Source organism: Burkholderia sp. E168m23, from assembly GCF_016586125.1.
Classification (GTDB): Bacteria; Pseudomonadota; Gammaproteobacteria; order Burkholderiales; family Burkholderiaceae; genus Burkholderia; species Burkholderia orbicola.
Genome location: NZ_BCPP01001368.1, coordinates 1 through 1339, shown reverse-complemented (window position 1 = coordinate 1339; position 1339 = coordinate 1). Strand labels below are relative to the sequence as shown.

General features: G+C 60.4%; 1 protein-coding gene. It reads left to right on the top strand.

Going from position 1 to position 1339, the window contains the following annotated elements; genetic code table 11:
• Window positions 1–53 precede the first annotated feature (53 nt).
• Window positions 54–1304, top strand: coding sequence for an IS256 family transposase (locus JMF90_RS37355; protein ID WP_011544984.1), 1251 nt, complete (start codon window positions 54–56; stop codon window positions 1302–1304).
• Window positions 1305–1339: the final 35 nt, after the last annotated feature.

The window sequence follows — 1339 nt, the reverse complement described above, 5'->3', positions numbered from 1 at the left end:
GGGCCTGTCAGGAATTTTGTGTTTAAGGCATAACATGCTCCCAAGGAGAATTTATGCCTCGCAAACCGAAAGCCCAGCCGGCGGCTCTGCCGGCGATTCCGGCCGAGCTGCTTGAGCAGTTCGGCAACGGTCCGATGACGGCTGAAGCCATCAATGCCGCGACGCTGGCGCTCAAGAAGGCGCTGATCGAACGGGCACTGGGCGGCGAGATGAACCATCATCTCGGCTACCCTCCCGGTGCTGCCAAGCCGGCCAACGCCACGAATCAGCGCAACGGCAAAGGGGCCAAGACGGTTCTGACCGAAGACGGTCCGATCCGTATCGAGGTGCCGCGTGACCGCGACGGCAGCTTCGAACCCATCCTGATTCCCAAGCACGAACGGCGCTTCACGGGCTTCGACGACAAGATCGTCGCCATGTATGCCCGAGGCATGACCGTACGCGAGATCCAAGGCTTCCTGCTGGAACAGTACGGCACTGAGGTCTCGCCCGACTTCATCAGCTCGGTCACCGACGAGGTCATGGCCGAAGTAACCGCCTGGCAGGCCCGGCCGCTCGAGCCAATGTATCCGGTCGTGTTTTTCGACGCACTGCGGGTCAAGATTCGCGAAGACGCCGTCGTGCGCAACAAGGCGGTGTACCTGGCGCTGGGTGTGCTGCCCGACGGCACGCGGGAGATCCTGGGCCTGTGGATCGAGAATACCGAGGGCGCCAAGTTCTGGATGAAGGTGTTCAATGACTTGAAGACGCGCGGCGTTCACGACATCCTGATCGCCGTCACTGACGGACTGAAGGGCATGCCCGAAGCGCTGGCAGCAGCGTTTCCGGCCACGACGCTGCAAACCTGCATCGTCCATTTGATCCGCAACAGCCTCGATTACGCCAGTTGGAAGGACCGCAGAGGACTGGCCGCCGCGATCAAACCGATCTACGCCGCCCCCAGTGCGGAAGCGGCCCAGGCCGAACTCGATGCGTTTGCGGATGGTCCGTGGGGCCAGAAATTCCCGACCGTCAGTAGCGCGTGGCGCAACGCCTGGGATCGCGTGATCCCGTTTTTTGCGTTTCCGCCGGGTGTGCGCAAGATCATCTACACGACGAACGCGATTGAAAATATCAACTCGCAGTTGCGCAAGATCATCAAGACCCGTGGTCACTTCCCGAGCGACGAGGCCGCCACCAAGCTCATCTGGCTGGCCTTGCGCAACATCACCGCAAATTGGGGAAGTGCCGCGCATGACTGGAAGACGGCCATGAACCAATTCGCTATCCTTTATGCAGATCGGTTCGTTCGACCTTCCGTGTAATTGTTCCACTCGCCTTGAACACGGAAATTCTGACA